The following is a 19,218-nucleotide window of genomic DNA, read 5'->3' as shown; positions in this document are numbered from 1 at the left end:
GCGGACCTGGAGTGGTCAAACGCCCCTCAGTGCGCGAACAGGCGCGGCCGGGCATCAATAAGAGTGCGTGTGTAAAGATTGCTCGAGTTCGAGAAGACAAAATCACAAGCGCCGTAATCTTCAACTCGACCGTTTTTCAAGATGTAGACGTCACGGCAAAGCTGCTGCACCACCGCAAGGTCATGAGAAATGAAGAGCATCGTAATTTCATGCTCGGTGATGCTCTCTTTAAGAAGCTTGATGATTTCCGCCTGTACGGATACGTCGAGCGCCGACGTCGGCTCATCGGCAACGATGACTTGCGGTCGCGCCAAAAGTGCCCGGGCGATACAAATACGCTGCTTCTGACCGCCCGACAGTTGATGCGGATAGCGGCTGAGAAGGCTCCTCGCGAGACCAAGCCGATCCATCATTCCTTGGACATTGGCAGAAGTCTGATCAGCACGCATTTGCGCACCAAAACCAAGACTCTCATGCAATATCTCATTGATGGTCATTCTCGGGTTTAGCGACATGGCAGGGTCCTGAAAGACCATCTGCACACGCCCGAGGAGCCCGGTTCGATAGCCACTTTTTGAGACGTCGAAATTGTTGTTTCCGATTGTCACCGTTCCTGTTGTCGCGATGTCTAGCCCGGCGACAATCCGGCCCAGAGTGGTCTTGCCGCTCCCGCTTTCGCCGACAATGCCGGTGATAACGCCATACGGAAGTTGTATGCTGACGTCGCTTAAGGCAAACCTTGCCGTCTGTTGACCAAGGCGAAGAGAGAAACCGTGCCGCGAGAATGATTTGGAGACACCCTGCACCGTGAGAGACGTGTCGCCCCCATGCCCTTCAGCGCTGGATATTGCTCCATTCCCATCGACATTTGGCGAAGGCGCGGAAACCCGCAGCCGCGGAACCGCAGCAAGCAGGCTGCGCGTATAGTCTTTTCGGGGCGCATCGAGAATGACTGCCGTCAGACCCTGTTCCACCACCTGCCCTGCTCTCATGACCAGAACCCTGTCGGTTATTTCGGAAACGACCCCCATATCATGGGTAACGAGGAGGATGGACACGCCCGTCTCATCGACAAGAGTTCGAAGGAGTTTGAGGATTTGCTTTTGGACACTCGCATCCAAAGCAGAGGTTGGTTCATCGGCCACGATGATATCTGGCGATCCGGCAAGGGCGATGGCGACAACCACACGTTGTCTTTGCCCACCCGAAAATTGATGCGGATAATTTCCAAAACGCTGCCGTGGATCTGTAATCCCGACGCGGTCCAGAAGCTCGATAGCACGGGCACGCGCCTGCCATCTCGTCGCTGAACTGTCGTTGGCCATGACCGTTTCTTCGATCTGCGTACCAACGGACATAAGGGGGTCGAGTGATGCAGTGTGATCTTGGAAAACCGCAGATATCCGCCGTCCTCGAATGGTCTTCCATTGCCCATCAACTGATGAGAGCGATATGCCATCCAATTCGATTTTGCCTGAGACCTGCCGCAATTCTGGTGGCAGCAGTCCAAGGACAGCATATCCCAATGTCGACTTACCGGCACCTGACTCCCCAATGATACCGAGGATTTCACCGCGACCAAGCTCGAAACTCACACCACTGAGAATCGTCGCGGAGTTGGCATGAGAGTCTCGGCACAGAGTCAGGTTCTCCACCTTAAGAAGAGGTGGCTTTTCCAGATCACGTATCATACGGAAAGGCTCCTTGGATCGAGACGGTGACGAATATCTTCACCGACAAAATTAATGCTGGCGATCAGACCAAAGAGGGCAAGACCTGGAAACACGCTGATCCAGTATTGGCCGGTCAAGAGGTATTGAAAGCCATTGGCGACGGCGGACCCGAGAGAGGGTTTGTCGATTGGAACACCCAAACCCAAAAAGGATAAGGTTGCTTCCAGTGCGATGGCATGCCCTACTTCAATGGGGAACAATGTCACCGCAGGCGCTATGCTGTTGGGCAGAAGATGGCGGAAGATAATCCGGAACGTTGGCAGGCGCATCAATCTGGCTGCATCCATATAAGGCTTGCGTGTCTCACTGAGTGCGACGCCGCGCGCCAACCTTGCATACGTCGCCCATTGCACAATGACCAACGCCAGAATGATGCGGTCCACACCAGGTCCGAGCGTGACGATGGCGATGAGAGCAACAAGGATTGTAGGAAGGCTGAGTTGAAGATCGACGAGACGCATGATGGTCACGTCCACCCAACGGCCAAAATAGGCAGCACTGACACCGGCCGTCAGCCCGATCACAGCAGCAATGGCAGCGCTTGTGACGGACACCACCAAGCTGATGCGCAAGCCATATAGGATCGTGCTGGCGATATCACGCCCGAGCCCGTCCGTTCCAAGCATGTAGAGATAACCGCCACTCCCCCGCGTGCCGGGAGAAGAAGAAGCCTCCCATCCAAAAATCTGCAATGGATCATAGGGGTTTTGCGGAGCGATCAGCGGTGCGGCAAGCGCAAGCAGCACATAAATTGCAAGCAGGATTTTGGATGCAGTCATCACCTGCCGCCACGGAAGCCCGCTAATTGGCCTTTTGAGTGCCCTGAGAATATCAGTTTTCATGGCGGATTTCCTTTAAGAGGCGAGGCGCACGCGCGGATCGAGCACGGCTTGGTAGAGATCGACCATGGCATTCAGTCCGACGAACGCCACGGAGATGAAGGACAGGGTCGCCATAACCACAGGCCGGTCGAGAAGCTGGATAGAGTCGATCAACAACTTGCCAACTCCCGGCCATGCGAAAATCGTTTCAACCACCACGGCAAAAGCCAGCATGCCACCAAATTGCAGGCCAATGATCGTGACGATCGGAACACTGATGTTTGGAAGCGTGTGCCGCATCAGGACCCGTTGTGGCGAGAGCCCTTTGGCGCGGCAAAATCGCGTAAAATCCTGGTTCTCGACTTCGATGGTGCCGGATCGGGAAAGCCGCGCGATCAAGGCAATGTTCGGGATTGCAAGTGCAAGTACGGGCAGAACCATATGTCGAAGGCCGTCAAAACTCAGGACACTCCAATCACTCCCCAAAGCACTCACCGTCGCACCGCGTCCTCCGGCAGGAAACCAACCTGTCAGGATGGCTCCGCCCAAGATCAACATCATGCTCAGCCAGAAGGATGGGAGGCTGAGAGCAAAGATGCAGGCTTTCAAAACTGTCCGATCAAAAGTTGTGCCTTTTTGCCGTCCAGCCAGCAGTCCGAGGCCAATCCCGACGGGGGCTGCGATAAACATTGCCATGCACGCCAGCTCCAGCGTCGCCGGCAACTTGCTCATGACCAGATCAAAAGCGGGAAGATGATAAATATACGACGTTCCGTAATTTCCGCGCAGAACGTTGCTCATAAAGACAAGATACTGGTGCCAGATAGGTTGATCCAATCCCAGTGCGATTGTCGCACGCCGGATATCCTCTGGCGTGGCGGTTTCGATGTTGACAATGTTGAAGACCGGATTGCCAATGCTATGAACGCCAATGAAACCAATCAACGACATGACAAACAGAAGAAGGCAGGCTTGAGAGAGCCTGGCGGATGCAACGGAAAGCAAAGCCATGGTCCCTACTCCGTCGCCGCAAGTGTTTGCATTGCGGTGGTCCAGCCGCGAGGATGGGCCACATAAGACGCGACGCGCGGACCGTAACCGATGATGTGATGGAAGTGATAGAGGGGAATGATCGGCTGGTCAGCCATGACAAAGTCGGTCGCCTCCGCCAGAGCTTTGTTGCGCTCAGGGCCTTCCTGTAGACCCTCTGCCTTCAAAAGCATCTCATCAAAAGTCTTGTTCCGATAATGTCCAAAGTTCAACGCTCCGGTACCCCGCTCAGGATCGGGTGATGCAAGCAGCGCATCGAGAATGATGTCGACCGCCTCGCCAGAGGCTCCGCCATACCAGACGGCATATTCACCTGCAGATCGCTTGGTGTTGAAGACCGAGAACGGCGACACCGCTGGCTGAGCCGACACGCCGATACGTGCCCAGCTTTGAGCAATTGCCTGCAGACTCTCGCTATCTCCCGGATAGCGACCAGCGGGTCCTGCAAGAACGAGATTAAAGCCATCTGGAAAGCCCGCCTTGGCGAGCAGCGCTTTGGCTTCAACATAATTTGGCGCTTCTGGTTGCAGATGTGCCGACGTGCCGGGCAGACCATTGGGGAAAATCTGCGATGCGGGTGTGCCGTAGCCTGCGAGAATCTTCTCAACCAGAATGCCGCGATCTGTTGCCAATGCTAGAGCACGCCGTATCAACGGATTTTGAAAAGGATTGGCGATTGTCCCGCCTGATTTGCTCGTGACGCCGGGTAAGGTCTCGCGGGCCACGTCAAATTGCAAAAAATTGACGCGGGCGGCACCAATGTTGGCAATTTTGGCACCACGCTGTTTCAGGGAGGCGACATCACGCGCAGGGATCGCATCCGCCACATCAACCTCACCCGTCGAGAGAGCGGCAACACGTGCGGCAGGGCTTTCAATGATCCGGAAGGAAACAGCCGCCCAAACTGGCTTGTCACCCCAGTAATCGTCATTTCTGGCAAGGTGCAATGCCTCGCCGGAACTCCAGTTCTGAAACCTGTAAGGCCCCGTCCCGACTGAAGCGCGCGCTGTGTTGAGTTCATCCGTTGTCTGGAACCCCTGCCCCGCCCGATGCATTATAAAAATCGAAGACAACAACAGTGGTAAATTGGGAATATTGCCATTCGTATCAATGACGACAGTGAGAGGGTCAGATGCTGAAACTGCCTTGATCCAGCTCACATAGGAACGAAAACCTCCACTGGGTGATTTTACAAAATCCCTTATCCGCTCAATCGTATAGACGACATCATCTGCGGTGAAGGGCGAGTGATCATGAAAACGGACATTCGGCCTTAGCGTGAATTCCCATTGCGTCTCAGTCGGGGCACGCCAGGAGACCGCAAGACCTGGCTTCAAATCCAAACGCTCGTCCTGATAGACCAGCCGGTCATAGATATGGGAAAGCAATGCAGTATTTTCGTTGAGGTTTGCGTAATGCGGATCGAGCGTCATCAGCTTATAGGACGTTGCGATCCGAAGAGGCTGCTGTGCCCATGCGGGTCGCCATGGCAAGCACGAAGATGCAACTGAGATCAACGAAGCTTTTAGAACAACCCGGCGAAGCGGATTTTGCAATTTCATCATTATGTTCCCTTTTTTGGTTTTGACGCAGCCGACAGCATCGCGCTGGAAAACTACCGGCGACGTTTCAATGCTCTGGACAATGTCCAGCAAAACTCGAGGCGCGATACAAGGAATGGTCAAAGGCAATGTCCCGCGCGATTGCGCACTGCACTGACCTCGGCTGTATCGTGTGTGGGGAAATCAGCCCACTGCTGCGGGATCCTGAGAAGTCTGCTGCCCTCCAGGCCGGTGCCAAATCTGTCGCACCGCTACAGACTGTTTAAACACCGTGGGGATTAACCGGCATTCATCATTTGACGACGCAATGATCGCCACCTTGGCGACGCGTTCTGTGGGAAACGTTGTTCCATGCAAGGATTGAAAATGCTGCCGCGTGACCGAAGGCAAAGTTCTGCTATTATCGGAATCAGCCATGATCCGAGCTCCATACAGCTAGGGCGTGGTTAGGCCGAGTAAGTGTTGCCGCACTTACTCGGTCGATGAGTGCAATGTTCCCTACATAATGATAGAAGTCAATCAGAAAGTTTGTCTTGGCTAGCAAGAATATTACAATTGAGCAATGCCGTGGTGCACGGGCCATGCTGGGCTGGAGTCAAGCGGAGCTTGCTAAGGCAGCTAACGTGTCTCGTCAGACAATTGCTGACTTCGAACGTGGGGCGCACATGCCCATAAGCAACAATCTGACGAGCATAATTTCGGCTTTTCAAACAGTGGGGATTGAATTCTTCAATGACGAGGGAGTTGGAATTTATTTCAAGAAGTCAAAATCGTGAGGGTTGAGAATGCTCGAAGACATCGCGCTGCCGCTCCAAAAAATGCAGAAATTGGGTGCTCCCTCGCCAAATTACCGCCGCGTATAAGCGATAGTCGCTAACTACCCTCAACCCAGGCGATAAAAAGCCATAGAGAGGTATTGGCATGGCATGCAGCGCAAATCTCGGACAACACCTTTAAGCATATGTGTCCAACCTCATAAAAGCGGGTTGTTACAAATCATGCAGTGAATTTCCGCGCAAGGGAATTCGTATGATTGAGGAACGGGAAAAAACGGCTTGCGGCGCTCGATATTGCAATTGCGCGAGGCGTTGCAGATGCCGATGCTGGCCGGAGCAAGCCAATCCATGACATCGGCAAACGGTTGACCACCAAATATCAAAAAATGGCGGAAGGTAGATGAGCCGACCTGAATAGAGAACATCCCCGTGCCTCGTTTTAAAATTGAGACCGATAACATTTCATCCGATTTGCCAAAATCAACGAACTATACTAGATTTGAGGAAATGTTATAGGACGCCTCACATGAAGCAAATCGATCTCATGTTCAGGACGATGGTTGCGGAGTTGCAGCAGCGGACTTTCGATGCGCAATGGTCGGCCGACTTCCCGCCAACAGGACGTTTCGTCAAGGTGACGGTCGACAATCACGCATACTGGTATTTTGATCAACCGAACGGAGAAGGCGGTCAGAAACGCCGATATGTCGGGCCGGTCGATGATGAGGAAATCACAGCGCGGGTCGAGACCTTCCGAGGCGAAAAGGACGATTACCAAAACCGCCGAAAGATGGTGGCGGCTCTCACTCGTGAGGCTGGTTTGGTTGCTCCTGATCGCCTCACTGGCGCGGTCGTTGAAACCCTTGCTGCGGCCGGGCTCTTCCGGCTTCGAGGTGTCCTTGTCGGCACGGTCGCATTCCAGTGCTACGCCGCTCATCTCGGTATCAGATTGCCAATGGCAGCGATCCTCACAGGTGATGCGGACCTCGCTCAAGATTATGCGATCTCAAGCGAGGTCGAAGATTCGATTCCGCCAATCCTTGATCTCCTTCAGGGCGTCGATCCGTCCTTCCGAGCACTACCCAAAATTTCCGGTTCCCCCAACTCTAATGCTTTCCGCAATTCGTCTGGTTATCGGGTCAAGTTCCTGACGACAAATCGGGGAGCTGAAGAATATTCGGATCAACCGGCTCAGATGCCCGCTCTTGGTGGGGCCGCGGCCGAACCCCTGCGGTTCATGGATTTCCTGCTGCGTGATCCCGTTCGGACGATCCTGCTGCATGGTGCCGGAGTTTCGGTCGTGGTGCCCGATCCATGCCGGTATGCCGTCCACAAGCTGATCGTCGCCGGTCGTCGCCAGAATGATGCCGGGGGTAAAGCAAAGAAGGATAAGGATTTGCGGCAAGCTGGAATGCTGTTCGAGGCATTGCAGGAAACGGGCGAAGGGACAAGCCTGGCTGAAGCTCTTCGCGAGGCGTGGGATCAAGGTCCGTCATGGCGCAGCTCGATCATGGCTGGCGTTGATGCGGTCGCCAAGCAATATCAACCGTCAGTCCATCAAGCCTTCGGCATTCTACCCACCGATGAAATAGAAAAGGCCCGCTGATCCGGCGGGCCTCGTTTGCATAGCAGGGTCGCTGATACCGTAGCGGCAACACCAACGCACCGCCCTCAAAATGGCGTTGTTGAATCGATCGGATTCCGGTTGAATAACAACGCCCATGCCTGCTGCCTTCGCCGTAGGCTTACGTCTATTCCGATTTTTTGGGGGGTTGATTGGGCATGTGGGCCGCCGAAAATCGTGGTAATTGCAACCCCAGGCGTCACGTCTCAGTGATTATTGTGAGTATAATCGCTTGCATTCAAGCCGCCTGAACCAAAGGCTCAACCACGGATCCTGACTTCGCAGCGGTACGCTTAGTCCGTTTATCCGCATCTTCTACATTTGTGGCACCCCTTGTACCCGCCACAATATGTCGTTAAAAACCAATTTGATCGACACGATTTTCTGATATGTCGATGCTGACGACATGTGCGATGCCACATGTCGATAAAACCAGGATTGATCGACATGATATTTCGCCCGGAGTTCCCCTATAATGATCTCCCTGCGCTGCCCCCGAAAGACGACGTCGAAACGAAGGCAGTCCTCAAAGCCTGCATTGCGGCGAGGGCGTCACTTGCCGAACTCCGCATATCAGGACAACTCATCCCCAATCAGTCCGTCCTTATCAACTCGATCCCGTTGCTTGAGGCTCAGGCGAGTTCGGAAATAGAGAATATCGTCACCACGACTGATCGACTGTTCCGCTTCGCCAACGAAACTGGAGACCAGGCCGATCCTGCAACGAAGGAGGCACTGCGGTATCGGACAGCCCTCAATGAAGGATTTCAATCGCTCAAAGAGCGCCCGGTATCGACGTCCACTGCGGTCGCTGTCTGCCGCAGGATCAAGGGCGTTGATCTGGATATCCGCTCGACACCCGGCACGGCACTGATGAATGAGGCGACAGGTACGGTGATCTACACCCCGCCGGAAGGACAGGACCTGCTACGAAACAAGCTGGCCAACTGGGAGCGATACATTCACGAAGCAGAAGATATAGATCCGTTGATCCGACTTGCCGTGATGCACTACCAATTTGAGGCCATACATCCTTTCATAGACGGCAACGGCCGTACTGGGCGCGTGCTAAACCTTCTCTACCTCGTTGATAAAGGCCTGCTGGATATCCCTGTGCTCTACCTAAGTCGATACATCATAGGCAACAAGCGCGACTACTATGAGCGACTTCTGGCAGTCACCACCAAGGGGGCCTGGGAAGACTGGATCCTCTACATGCTAGAAGCTGTCCGTGACACAGCCGATTGGTCAACATCACGGATTCGAGCCATTCGCGATTTGCTTGACCAAACAGCTGAACGCATCCGTCGTGATCTCCCGAAAATCTACACGCGTGAACTGGCTGAAGTGATCTTTGTCAATCCTTATTGCCGGATCAGCGACGTCGTAGATGCTGGCATTGCCAAGCGTCAGGCGGCATCCGTCTACCTGAAAGCGCTCGCTGACAACGGCCTGCTCAAAGAAGTGAAGGCGGGACGAGAGAACCTTTACATCAATCCGGCATTGCTCGCCCTTCTGCGCGACCGGACATCGGCTCGGTCCGAATAGTAGAACCTCTTGGCCCCTACAACATGTCGATAAAATTCCGCTTTATCGACATCTACGATGCCACATGTCGCACCATCGCATCACCTGCTCAAGGAACCGCTCTGGCAATGACTGGGATATTCATTGAACAGACGCGCCATGCGCACTTCATCGACAGCCCTGCCCTCATCGAGAAACCCACGCGGATTGAGGCCGATGTCTGTGAATCCATTGCGCCGGTAAAAGCGCAACGCCTCCAGGTTGTCAGCACTTGCGCCGAGCTCAATCTGTAAAATTCCCTTGGCTTTGGCAAAATCGATAACTGCACCAAGGAGTTTTCTGGAAAGACCAGTGCCACGAAAGCGCTTTCGAATATATACCATCACAAGGGTAGCGCGATGCGCCATCTTTTTTGGACGAAGTCGCGACAGCCCCATAATGCCAACCGGTTCATCATCGCTGAATGCGATAAAGATGTGATCCTGTAATCTTTGGTGCCAATCGTCATCTGAGAGCTTTTCCCAATCTTCAAACCGGCTGGCAAAAGATGCAGGCTCGCATGCAAGAGCTTCCAGACGAATACGTCGAAAAACGGCAATGTCTTCGTGGGAAATGCATCGGATTAGCAGCGTTTTGGCTTCCATGACCGGCCTCCTAATATTCAATGAGCCTCTCCCGAAGACATTTCCGGCCATTGGGATACCCACCCGTCGGAGACATTTTCGTAACCTTCTCAATCGGCAACAATTCGCCTTTGCGCGCAACCTATACCCATTGCCACTCCGCAGACTGCAGGTTGACGGCCTGATCCCGGATATGCGCTGACATCTGCGCCCAAATCGGATCCTTGGTGAAACTCGCCATGTCTCCAGCGCAATCCTTAAGCGTGCGAGCACTGTATTGGGCCGCAATCTGCATCACTGATCCATGTTTTTCGATTTCAAGCAAGGGATCGCCTACGGTTGGGCGCAAAACGCGGTGCCCCCATACGCCCAAGCACTTGTCGGCACGCATTGTGTCGAGGAGTTGCCAATCACCTGAGAATTGGAGTGCCGTCGCGACCAGATACCGCATAAGAGGGTAATATACAGTCTGACGACAGCCGCCGAGCACACGGGTGCCGGGGAGGATTGAGGTGATCAAAAAGGTTGTCAGAAGATTCGGCACCAGTTTGCGCTCGCGCAGCGCGGCCGCAAGGTGTTCAGGCTCAAAACGGACCTTAAACGTGGACGAAGGCCCACCTGAACAGACACCTCGTTCCAGATGCAGAGGGAATATCCGCCCATCCTGTAGCCCCCAGAAGAAATCAGTCGTTGGGCGGACCCATCCTGCCCATGCCCCCGCATTCAGATGATCCATCGTCCGCATTATATTATTTGCGAAAGGGTCATGCTCATTCAAACGAGCCGAAAGCCATGATCCGCTGTCTTCGAGATGGTCGGCGACCAGATCGGCAACGTCGAGATCATCAACTTGCAACAGTCGTATTGACGGAGGAAATGAGCTCCGCCAGAGGATCTGATTGGCGGTCTTGATTGCCTCTGCGGCAGATGGAAATGCGCGATCAGGCAAGATTGCCTTCAATTGCGAAGCCAGAGCATTGGTGGCTTCATCGCCTTTCTGTGCTGCCAATTCGAACCGATACGGTCCATTTTGTCCGCAAATGCTGTAAGAATCCATACGCCTGCGGGGCAACCCGAAGACATTCACCGCATTTCCATTGAGCGAAAGCCATCCGGGACCTTTTTTCGCGCGCTCAATAAACTTCACCGTCGAGGCGCTGTACCATATGTGCCATCGGAGACCATGGGCTGCGAGGCCAAGCGCGCTGAACAGATGTGTGTAGAATGCATCAGGCTCGACCAGCAAATGACAGTGAGGTCCGGTTTGTATAATGGGCGATTGTGCTATTTGGTGGCTGACACGCTCTACATCCTCATCGCTTGCTCCAGACCTCAACGCAGCCCGCACAATACATCTTTGTAGCCGCACCATGGCATCCTTGCGCACGGAACCGTCGCCTCTGATGACTGTATCATAAACAGTGTATGCGTAGTGTTTAAGCGGAAGCGCCCAGAATCGCGTAAGATCGGGCATCAGAAACGTTAATGCCCGCATGACCTCATCCAGCGTCGCGTGATCGCAATTGACGTGGGATGGCTTTTCTTCCTGTGTCATTCACTTACACCTGAGGACGTTCCCGTTGTGGCCTCGCCACGAATTGAATGCGGTGTGCGCCAGGTCCAGTCTGCCCGGATGGGATCTTTTTCATCATTGATGATGATGCGTGGTAGCGGCTCATAGCAAAACTCTTCTGGTATCGCCGGCCTTAGCATCGACGCGCAAAAATCGCGGATCGAGCCCAAGGAATTGGATGAGACAATCGTGTAGAAATTCCCACTGTTCCAGGTGACAACGCTGTACCGAAAGTATGATTGGAGAGCAGATCCCGAGGTTTCGAGATCGACCTGAAAATCTACCATCGTCTCAAGCACATCGCGCTGCTTTTCGATAATCTGCGCGGTAGAAAAAAACTTCGATTTGAAGATCTCATCCTTTTGAATCTCACGCGCAAGATAGACGTCTGGTTTTGGGTTCTTAAGCTTCTGCACCTGTACCAACACCCCGCCTTCGCGAAGCCTTGGTGCGATAAAGGCGGTTTGATTTTCTCTGTCGCGCCCATACATCTGAAACGTCGTGTCCTCGAGCAGGATATCATATCCATCCCGGAAGGGACGAAGAGCCTCATCCGACGCATAGCGCTCATCATCCAGCTCAAAGAATGGACCATGATAGAAGCTGGCATCATCGCTTCCTCGCTTGGCAAAAAAGCAAACACGATTACCGTTCGTCGGGCTGCAATTGAGCGTTTTCAGGCGTCCGTCCCCAAGCCTTGCCAGCGCTCTGGCAAGGGTGCCAGCACCAGCACCCAATGTGTAAACTGTCGCAGCACGCCCACTGCGCGCCCATGCCTTGTGGCCAAACGACAGAATCGCAACGGCAAGGCGGCACTCTTCCTCCAATCTATACGGGATGCTCGCAAAATAATGACTGTCGAAATGACCCCATAACCGCCGATGAGTGTCCCAGAATGTCATACAATCCAGATCGTAACACAGCAGATTCATCGCAGGCTCTGGTACACCCAGACCGGGTGACCCTCCCTTGCCACTCGCCGTTCTTTCGAAAAAGGACGCAAATGCGTTGAGACGCGGCGCTTTTTTCCACGCCTCTATGGTCAGGCTGTCAGCCATTGCATGCTCCTTGATACTGAGCCAAATGCAGGGGCCAACAGCAATTCGGTTGCCGAATTCGATGCATGACCACCTCGCCAATTGCGTGGCTCTAGGGGGCAATTCAGAGCGATCAAGGTCCGCAACAATAGGGCTCAGCGCAATCTATCGATTTCGATAGATTGACGGACAACGCAGCATTTCCGGGACGACGAAATTGAACGACAGTGAAAAGTCTGCTCAGACTATCGCGTCTGGATTATTTCCAGAAAGCTTGCTCTGGCGATCGCCTGATACATTGTCCGAGCATTGAGTTTGCCTCGACCTGATCTGAGATAAAGGCGGACAGCACTCTCCGAGAGCTGCAACTGCGATGCAATGCGCTTGGGCACGATGCCGCTGGCCAGCAGTTGGAGGCACTGTTGCTCACGTTTGGACAGCGTGCGGTATGCGTTCGTTTTTCGTAACCTCGACACCGTGAGAACTTTCTCGTGAAAGAAATGGGAAAGGACCAGAAGATCGTTTTTGCTCGATGTCCGTAATGCGCGCCATTCTCTTCCCAGAAGATTCGAAGTCGCTGAAAAAAGACTGCGCTCACCACCGGGACCTCTGATGGGGACTGTCAATCCATTGACACCAACACCGAACGCGTTCGCCTCCTTGAAAAACGCACGCGCTGTTTCAGAGGTCCGTTCGATGCCGGACCAATCGTAGGGAAGGAAGCCTTTCTGTGAGAATTGAATGACGGGGTCACTCTCCAGGTAATTGTTCCGAAGATAAAGAGAAGTCCATTCCTCTGGATATGTTGCACAAAACAGAGGCTCGATGTTTGGGTGGTTTGCGGGCTTCACCAGCAAAAACACCAAATGGGCGAAACCGTACCGATCACGCACCTCAGAAATAGCTGCGTTCAAGTCATTGACGCTGCCAGCCCTTCGCACAGTCTTCAACGAAGAAAGCAAAAGCATCTGTTGCTTAAGTTCCATTGATTTCCTCCTCTGATTGAAATCAGCACAGATGCTGGATCATCTGGAACGACCAATTCCGGAAAGGTCGACGCGGATTTCTGCTCTATTGGGGTCGTTTTCGGCATCGGCGTCTGACATTTGCGATTGTTCATGACCCTGGCGTTGATGATTGACATCATCCGTCGCCTGCTCCGGCGGCCAATTTTGGATTGGCTCTAGCAATTTTATGTCTTTGGGATCGGGTGCCCGAAACACCGCCACCCCCTCGAAATACCCCGTCTCCCAAGCCATGATGGCATCGTCGAGTACCTGCGGCAGCACATCGTTGTTGGTTGGATTGCCATACCATTTGGTGACGATCCGGTAGACCTTGGCAAACAGCGCCGTGCCCATGCTGATGTTCGTACATGCATCGACGAGGTCGGGCTTCAGTTGCCCGGCCTCCAGGATGCCGAGGCCGGCGGGATATTGAGTTAGCCCAACGCGCACGGTGTTGCGGCCGAGGTTGTTACGGATCAGCGTCAGGGCATCATCCGGTGTCGCGGGCTTAGGTGCCAGAATGGCTCGGCTCCCAGAGCGAACCGTAATAAAGAGTGGATCCTGGGACCCTGCCCGTTCGATGAACTGCTCGACGATTGCGGGTTTTAGAGCAGGATCGGCGCATTGCTGGATAAGGGCAGCATCGACCATCGGGAAATCTCCTATGTGTTGAATGCCATGATGACGGGCACGCCGAACAGCCTGCCCCAGGCAGTCACGCCTGCTTTCTGGATGGCAACGATCGAGGTGCCGTCAGTCCACCATCCGTTGCCTGTGGCGACGATGATATCAGGCGAATGCAGCATCGATTGCAGAACCGGCCAGAGGATGAGTTGTTCGTAACAGATCAGCGGAGCGATCTTCTGGCCGTCGATATCGACGGTCGGATTTCGTAAAAGGTCAGCGCGTGCGCCTCCACCCTGCCCTGTCCAATCGAGCCACGGCTGCCACATGGAGACCGGGACCGGCATCCGCTCTCGATAGAGAACACGGGCGTCGCTGGCAGAGATAGCCACCATGACGTTGTCATAACCGGTCGCATCGATGACCGCTGCACCGGCGATCACGGTGACGCCGGATTCCTGCAAGCCATCCTGCCAGAGACGTGCTACGGTCGGCGTCCAAAAGCCGAGCGCACTCTCCGGCAAAACGACGAAACGAGCCTTCTCGCCCGCCATCGCACGTGCGGTTACGATCAGACTGCGTTGGTAGGTGAGCGAGTTGTCACGACCGAGTTTTTGCCCGAGCGCGAGATCGACCCCTTTCCATCTGTCTGGTACCTTGAGCTGCGTCCAGTTCGTGGCGGACCAGGCGTACAGTCCCACCAGGGCAGCGACCCCGATTTTCCACCTTCGACCGGTCATGACGACCAACAGGATCGCGGTTGCGCAGAGACCAAACCATCCCCATCCTGGAAACAGGATGCCGGCCGCGGTCAATGGATGCGCCCAGCCAATGATCCCAAATGGCGGCAGAGCCATCAGCACCATGGCCACCACATAACGTACCGCCCGTACCCTTTCCGTTTGCCTTGCCCATAGGACGGCATGCACGACGACGAAAGCAAGCGAGGCAACCGCCCAAAGTAGCAGGCCGGGCCAAAGATCAGCGGCGTAGAAATTGGCGACGCCCTGGGGCAAGCCGCGGGAAGCGGCGAGGAAGTAACCAGCTGAGACGGCAGCAGCGACCAAACGTGACGGCGATTGCCCCCAGAGTAGCGGGAACAGCATCCCGACCGGCAAGGTCATGATGTTTCCGCTCCAGCCGACCGTCCCCACCATGATCGACAGCCCGACCAGGACCGGTCCGCGCCAGCTGTCAGGGATCAAACGTGAGGATCGGCTTGGCAAGCCCGAGGAGCCCGCTATCGGGGATCGGTCCAAAATATCGTGAGTCATAGGAGCTCTCAAGGGATGAGTGGAGAAACAGGTACCCCCGCGGCACGACACCACCGGAATACGGGACGATCGCCCGCCGTTGCCCATCACTTTTTCGGAGGCGGGATGCGCCGAGCGGCACGCCATCGACTTCGATCGTTTCGCCAATGACGACGTGCTGGCCGGGGAGTGCTGCAACAGTCTTGATGAGCGGTGCAAAGCCGCTGGCACACAGTCCGCGCCGGAGATAGCCGCGCTGCCATGCCTCTTCGAATGTGGCTGTAGCCGGCGGGCAGACGAACACGAGATCTCCGACCGCGACGTCGCGGTAAAGCGCCTGGATGCGCCACAGCCCGAGTGGCTCGCTTGGCGTCAGGTTCAGTCGATAGCCGCCAATCCACCCGGTCGCGACAAGACTGGAGATGACCACGCCGACACCCGCCAGAGACAAGAGTAGCTGCCGCCGCCTCATTGCTTCAGCACCGGGTTCTGGCGCTGGATGAGACGCAGGTCTTCGGATTGCTTCAACGACTGCACGGTACGCTCATGAGCGCTAAGCTGTTGGGCTGTGCGCATCACCGGCCAGGCTTCCTTCAGACGCTCTTTCTGCTCTGGCTCCATTCCGTTTGAGAGCGTGTCGAAAATCTTGCCGGACGGTTCGCGCGCGGCATTTGTCAGCAGCGTGCGTTCCCCAAATCGCTGGGTGACGGCCTGGTTGAACCCGTCGATTTCCAGCTTGGTTTCATGATTGCTGAGCGCATACGCCATGGCCGCTGGCAGATCGTTACGGTCAATCGCATCGCGCACGCGCTCCAGCACCACATGTGCCGCCTGCGACAACGCTGGAATGTCGATCGATATGCGCTGGCGCAATACCTGCTCGTCAGCCTGTAGCCGCTGCACGGCAGTCTCGCGCATCATCAGATAGTGCTCAAGATCGCGCTTCAGGGCGGGGACGTTCAGTTCTGCGACGCGACGGTCCTCGCGGTCGGCCTTACTGGCGACAATGCCGGTCTTACCCTTCAATGGTCCGATGAATGCCGGCTCTGCTTCAAGCTTTTGAAGCACTTGGCGGGCGCTATCTTTATCGGCCAGCGCTGCATCGAAGTTCATCGCCCGGAAGGCAGTCTCGGGATCGGCATAGACGTAAACAAAGCGGGTCGAGACCTCTTCCCATTGTTTCTTGAGCGCTGGATCAGTGTCGAGCTTTTGCTCCGCCGTATCGGCGACGGAACTGGAAAATGTCTTGATGCCTGCGACCATAGGTGCTGTCTCCTTCATCGCTTGGGTTTTCGGGGATTGTTGGAGGCCAAAGCGCTCACCGATTGCACGAAGCCTCTGAGCAAGATCGGCAAGTCTGGTTTTTTGGCGTAGTGTCCAGTCGAGTTGGTCGCGCAGCAGCGTACGCGCTACCTGGACGATGTTGAGACCACGGTTTTCTGCATACCGCAGTGCCTCGCGATAGAGGTTTCCACGCTCGTAATCGAGTGTGGTTTCCTTGGCGTTTTTGCGAGAAAGAACCTTGGCGAGACCACCATTGAAGGCAAAGGATCGCGTCCCGTAATAAAGCTGCAAATCCTCGCGGTGGCGGGTCATCGCCACATAGGTCAGATGACGATCGAGCGACAGCGAAGCCAGCACCTTCACCCGGTCGACGGTCGCTCCCTGGCTTTTGTGGATCGTTGTCGCGTAGCCATGATCGATATTGCTGTAGAAGCGCTGTTCGACCGTCACCTGGCGGCGCTGATCGCCTTCTCCAACGACAGCGACGATCCGGTTCGGCGCCGCTTCGATGACATGACCGATCATGCCATTCTTGACGCCGAGCGATCCTTCGTTCTTCAGAAAGACGATCTGATCACCTACGTCAAAATGGCGGATGCCGTCGGCAGTTCTAAAGGCATGGCCTTCACCGATGAAGCCGCTTTCGACCAGCTTGTCACGCGCCATGCCGTTTAACATGCCCACGTCACGGCGCAGGTGAGCGAGGATTAACGTGGACTTCGCAGGGTCGTAATCACGGTACCAGTCGGAAATCAGATGGTCGGCGGCTTCGGCTTTCAGCGTCGACCCAAGCACCTTGCCTTCGCTCTGGTAGGCAGACAGCGCCCGAGCGACATTGCCACGCGCGAAATCAAGCGAGGCATGCCGCATCCAGTCTTCGCGCTGGCGATAGATCGTCTCCAGCTCGGCGTATCCGACGCGGTCGACGATGGCCCGAAAGGCGGCCCCCGCCTCGATCGGCTGAAGCTGCTCTGGATCGCCGACCAGCACGATCTTTGCCCCTGCCTTGACCACGGCATCGACAAAGCCCGCCATCTGCCTTGAGGCGACCATGCCAGCCTCATCCATCACGAACACGCATCTGTCGTCAAGTACATCACGGCCTCGGCCCCAACGCAGCTCCCAGGACGCAAGCGTGCGGCTCTGAATGCCAGCCTCCTTCTCCAGACCCTCAGCCGCTTTGCCAGCCAGTGCCCCGCCGACCACACGATATCCGGCCAGTTCCCCAGCCTCCCGCGCTGCCTTCATCATCGTGGTCTTGCCAGCGCCCGCACGGCCAACCACGGCAGCGATCCGGGCCGGACCGGCAATGTGTTCAATTGCAGTGCGTTGCTCGTCCGACAGACGCTCATGCCGCCTAAACGTCGCATCCAGCACAGTGCCAGAGACGGCACGACCCTCTCGGTTTGACAACCAAATGGCCTGCCGCGCCATCGTTGCCTCCAGCGTGATCATCCCCCGGGTGGTGTAGCGGGCCGTCACGTTGTCGCCAGTAGTGAAGTCGATCGTATCGCGCTGCAACCGGAGCACATCCGGGCTCTGGATGATGCGCGCCATCAACTGCTGAAACATGCCGGGATCGTCGATATAGCGATGCAGCACCTTGGCGACATCTCGCTCATCAAAGACGCTCTTCTCCCGAGTGATCAGGTCGAGGACGATCTCTGGGCGTCGCAGAATTCGACGGGTGTTCTCGCTTCGACGCTGCTCATTCAGCTCGATCCGCTCGAGCTGCGGACGCACGCCATGGCTTTCGGCCTTGCGCTCGACCGCTTTTGCGCCGACGCCGAGATGGATGGTCGGCTCCAGGTCTATGCCCTGCTTCTCGTAGGAGCGGCCATCGACACGAAGATCTATACCACTGAGCGCCAAGTGATGGTTCTGGCGTTCGAACCATCCATCGCGCAGGACATTGAAATCTTCCGTCGAACCAGCCCAGAGTTCGTAGAGGATCTTGCCGGATTTTGTACGGACCGGCTGGCCATCCTCACCTGTGACCGCGACCTTCTTTGCCCCAAACCCATTTTCGGTGAGCGGGCGCAATGTGGTCATCAAATGGATGTGCGGATTGCCGGGATTATCGTGGTAAACCCAGTCGGCCACCATGCCCTTGGCAAGGATGTGCTTTTCCACGAAGTCGCGTACCAGCGCGATATTCTGCTCCGGGGTGAGCTCCAGCGGAAGTGCGATGGTCAGGTCCCGCGCGAGCTGCGCATCGGAGCGCTTCTCGAAGGCCTCGACCTTGTTCCAGAAGGCCTCGACCGCTCCCGATACAGAGCGATCAGCAATAAGGGAGCGGACCCATTTCGGGGCATCTACGGGGAGGACGAACTCCTCATGCAAGAGGCCATGTTTACGGGTATAATCAATGGTGCGGGCCTCGCGCTCATAGTCCATTTTCGCGCAATGCCGGTAGGCCGCAGACAGCACGGCACTGCGGCCGTCGCCACGGCTGATGATGCTGGCTGAGAAATGGGCGATGGCCACAGCTAAAAGCACTCCCGGTTCGAATTTCGTTCGTCGGGGGCGACGACCCCACGACGGCCCCGCCAGGGCCGCCAGCAACTCGTCGCGCCAGCGACGTATAATTGCGCCCTTGGAGCCATTCCTTCGGAACGGCGGGATCATTCACGAAAGCATCGCCCTTGGCGATCTGCAGATCTGCAGATTCCATTTTTCGAGCATCCGGGGGAGACTTGGCGTCGCAAGTGCAACGCCACGACG

16 protein-coding genes and 1 pseudogene are annotated in these 19,218 nt (G+C 55.5%); 4 read left to right on the top strand and 13 right to left on the bottom strand.

Features of this window, described 5'->3' with window-relative positions; translation table 11 throughout:
* Positions 1-26: 26 nt before the first annotated feature.
* The 5 genes from IEI95_RS08305 to IEI95_RS08285 all read right to left on the bottom strand — a co-directional run bounded on the left by IEI95_RS08305 (position 27) and on the right by IEI95_RS08285 (position 5,583).
* Positions 27-1,691, bottom strand: a complete 1,665-nt coding sequence (locus tag IEI95_RS08305; protein ID WP_070165820.1) for a dipeptide ABC transporter ATP-binding protein — start codon at positions 1,689-1,691, stop codon at positions 27-29.
* Positions 1,688-2,575, bottom strand: a complete 888-nt coding sequence (locus tag IEI95_RS08300; protein WP_070165818.1) for an ABC transporter permease — start codon at positions 2,573-2,575, stop codon at positions 1,688-1,690. The genes IEI95_RS08305 and IEI95_RS08300 overlap by 4 nt, the downstream gene beginning before the upstream one ends.
* Positions 2,576-2,587: 12 nt before the next feature.
* Entirely contained in the window at positions 2,588-3,565 is a 978-nt protein-coding gene (locus IEI95_RS08295) for an ABC transporter permease (RefSeq protein ID WP_070165817.1), read from the bottom strand.
* Positions 3,566-3,570: 5 nt separating this feature from the next.
* Positions 3,571-5,166 (bottom strand): ABC transporter substrate-binding protein, encoded by a 1,596-nt coding sequence (locus IEI95_RS08290; protein ID WP_070166154.1) that lies wholly within the window; start codon positions 5,164-5,166, stop codon positions 3,571-3,573.
* Positions 5,167-5,349: 183 nt separating this feature from the next.
* A complete protein-coding gene (locus IEI95_RS08285; RefSeq protein WP_139190377.1) occupies positions 5,350-5,583 on the bottom strand; it encodes a hypothetical protein in 234 nt (77 codons plus the stop codon).
* Positions 5,584-5,699: 116 nt separating this feature from the next.
* Here IEI95_RS08285 and IEI95_RS08280 point away from each other — a divergent pair, with 116 nt between their 5' ends.
* From IEI95_RS08280 to fic, 4 genes and pseudogenes are all read left to right on the top strand, one after another.
* Complete coding sequence (locus IEI95_RS08280; RefSeq protein ID WP_272951069.1) at positions 5,700-5,942, top strand: helix-turn-helix transcriptional regulator; 243 nt, start codon at positions 5,700-5,702, stop codon at positions 5,940-5,942.
* A gap of 187 nt (positions 5,943-6,129) precedes the next feature.
* Positions 6,130-6,346: pseudogene (locus tag IEI95_RS29355) on the top strand (type II toxin-antitoxin system ParD family antitoxin).
* Positions 6,347-6,468: 122 nt separating this feature from the next.
* Positions 6,469-7,548 (top strand): nucleotidyltransferase family protein, encoded by a 1,080-nt coding sequence (locus IEI95_RS08270; RefSeq protein ID WP_070165809.1) that lies wholly within the window; start codon positions 6,469-6,471, stop codon positions 7,546-7,548.
* 465 nt (positions 7,549-8,013) lie between these two features.
* Positions 8,014-9,114 carry a protein adenylyltransferase Fic gene (gene fic / locus IEI95_RS08265; RefSeq protein WP_070166153.1) on the top strand — a complete coding sequence of 367 codons (1,101 nt, stop codon included), beginning with the start codon at positions 8,014-8,016 and terminating at the stop codon, positions 9,112-9,114.
* Between the two features lie 80 nt (positions 9,115-9,194).
* Here fic and IEI95_RS08260 read toward each other — a convergent pair whose 3' ends face one another.
* The 8 genes from IEI95_RS08260 to traA form a co-directional block, all read right to left on the bottom strand.
* Entirely contained in the window at positions 9,195-9,737 is a 543-nt protein-coding gene (locus IEI95_RS08260) for a GNAT family N-acetyltransferase (protein ID WP_070165807.1), read from the bottom strand.
* 121 nt (positions 9,738-9,858) lie between these two features.
* Positions 9,859-11,271, bottom strand: a complete 1,413-nt coding sequence (locus IEI95_RS08255) for a hypothetical protein (RefSeq protein WP_070165805.1) — start codon at positions 11,269-11,271, stop codon at positions 9,859-9,861.
* Positions 11,268-12,347 carry a class I SAM-dependent methyltransferase gene (locus IEI95_RS08250; protein ID WP_070165803.1) on the bottom strand — a complete coding sequence of 360 codons (1,080 nt, stop codon included), beginning with the start codon at positions 12,345-12,347 and terminating at the stop codon, positions 11,268-11,270. Before IEI95_RS08250 ends, IEI95_RS08255 begins: the two co-directional genes overlap by 4 nt.
* Before the next feature lie 224 nt (positions 12,348-12,571).
* Entirely contained in the window at positions 12,572-13,312 is a 741-nt protein-coding gene (locus IEI95_RS08245) for a helix-turn-helix transcriptional regulator (RefSeq protein ID WP_081344105.1), read from the bottom strand.
* A 39-nt stretch (positions 13,313-13,351) separates the two neighbouring features.
* On the bottom strand, positions 13,352-13,984 hold the full coding sequence (locus IEI95_RS08240) for a TraH family protein (RefSeq protein WP_070165801.1): 633 nt from the start codon (positions 13,982-13,984) through the stop codon (positions 13,352-13,354).
* 11 nt (positions 13,985-13,995) lie between these two features.
* Entirely contained in the window at positions 13,996-15,162 is a 1,167-nt protein-coding gene (locus IEI95_RS08235) for a conjugal transfer protein TraB (RefSeq protein ID WP_141747298.1), read from the bottom strand.
* Positions 15,152-15,682, bottom strand: a complete 531-nt coding sequence (gene traF, locus IEI95_RS08230) for a conjugative transfer signal peptidase TraF (RefSeq protein ID WP_070165799.1) — start codon at positions 15,680-15,682, stop codon at positions 15,152-15,154. The genes IEI95_RS08235 and traF overlap by 11 nt, the downstream gene beginning before the upstream one ends.
* A complete protein-coding gene (gene traA, locus IEI95_RS08225; protein ID WP_194416286.1) occupies positions 15,679-18,981 on the bottom strand; it encodes a Ti-type conjugative transfer relaxase TraA in 3,303 nt (1,100 codons plus the stop codon). The genes traF and traA overlap by 4 nt, the downstream gene beginning before the upstream one ends.
* Between the last annotated feature and the right edge of the window lie 237 nt (positions 18,982-19,218).

It is taken from the genome of Agrobacterium vitis (assembly GCF_014926405.1).
Lineage (GTDB): Bacteria > Pseudomonadota > Alphaproteobacteria > Rhizobiales > Rhizobiaceae > Allorhizobium > Allorhizobium vitis_H.
This window is presented reverse-complemented; position numbering and strand designations above follow the sequence as displayed.

What these genes read in the sequence shown, in the direction of transcription:
- IEI95_RS08305 (WP_070165820.1), bottom strand. Translation starts at nt 1,691, where the DNA reads ATGATACGTGATCTGGAAAAGCCACCTCTTCTTAAGGTGGAGAACCTG.
- IEI95_RS08300 (WP_070165818.1), bottom strand. Translation starts at nt 2,575, where the DNA reads ATGAAAACTGATATTCTCAGGGCACTCAAAAGGCCAATTAGCGGGCTT.
- IEI95_RS08295 (WP_070165817.1), bottom strand. Translation starts at nt 3,565, where the DNA reads ATGGCTTTGCTTTCCGTTGCATCCGCCAGGCTCTCTCAAGCCTGCCTT.
- IEI95_RS08290 (WP_070166154.1), bottom strand. Translation starts at nt 5,166, where the DNA reads ATGAAATTGCAAAATCCGCTTCGCCGGGTTGTTCTAAAAGCTTCGTTG.
- IEI95_RS08285 (WP_139190377.1), bottom strand. Translation starts at nt 5,583, where the DNA reads ATGGCTGATTCCGATAATAGCAGAACTTTGCCTTCGGTCACGCGGCAG.
- IEI95_RS08270 (WP_070165809.1), top strand. Translation starts at nt 6,469, where the DNA reads ATGAAGCAAATCGATCTCATGTTCAGGACGATGGTTGCGGAGTTGCAG.
- fic (WP_070166153.1), top strand. Translation starts at nt 8,014, where the DNA reads ATGATATTTCGCCCGGAGTTCCCCTATAATGATCTCCCTGCGCTGCCC.
- IEI95_RS08260 (WP_070165807.1), bottom strand. Translation starts at nt 9,737, where the DNA reads ATGGAAGCCAAAACGCTGCTAATCCGATGCATTTCCCACGAAGACATT.
- IEI95_RS08255 (WP_070165805.1), bottom strand. Translation starts at nt 11,271, where the DNA reads ATGACACAGGAAGAAAAGCCATCCCACGTCAATTGCGATCACGCGACG.
- IEI95_RS08250 (WP_070165803.1), bottom strand. Translation starts at nt 12,347, where the DNA reads ATGGCTGACAGCCTGACCATAGAGGCGTGGAAAAAAGCGCCGCGTCTC.
- IEI95_RS08245 (WP_081344105.1), bottom strand. Translation starts at nt 13,312, where the DNA reads ATGGAACTTAAGCAACAGATGCTTTTGCTTTCTTCGTTGAAGACTGTG.
- IEI95_RS08240 (WP_070165801.1), bottom strand. Translation starts at nt 13,984, where the DNA reads ATGGTCGATGCTGCCCTTATCCAGCAATGCGCCGATCCTGCTCTAAAA.
- traF (WP_070165799.1), bottom strand. Translation starts at nt 15,682, where the DNA reads ATGAGGCGGCGGCAGCTACTCTTGTCTCTGGCGGGTGTCGGCGTGGTC.